Annotated in this window: 1 protein-coding gene; it reads left to right on the top strand. The window is 63.3% G+C overall.

Annotated elements, in window-relative coordinates; all coding sequences use genetic code 11:
• Nucleotides 1–259, top strand: a 259-nt coding sequence (locus SB822_RS58545) for a hypothetical protein (RefSeq protein ID WP_410859302.1), incomplete at both ends; no start/stop codon positions are given.

The following is a 259-nucleotide window of genomic DNA, read 5'->3' as shown; positions in this document are numbered from 1 at the left end:
ATCGAGGGCGACGTGACGACGCTCGTCTTCTATCCCGACACGGGTTGCCTCCGTTTCCGCGATTCGCGTGGTGTGACGTCCTACGAATTGCGGCCGCCGCATTCCTGGTTCGCGATTGCGTCCGCGTCGCGCGGAGTGCGCGGCGGGACACACGCGATGTCCGAAGGTTTGAGTACGCTATTGCATGACTTCTGTGTGAAACGCTCGCGGTGGATGAGTGCGACGCCACGTATGCCCGAGCTGACGCACGCGCGTGCAG

It is taken from the genome of Paraburkholderia sp. SIMBA_054 (genome assembly GCF_046534875.1).
Lineage (GTDB): Bacteria > Pseudomonadota > Gammaproteobacteria > Burkholderiales > Burkholderiaceae > Paraburkholderia > Paraburkholderia hospita.
Note: the sequence above shows the minus strand (reverse complement) of the source record. Positions and strands in the feature narration are given on the sequence as shown.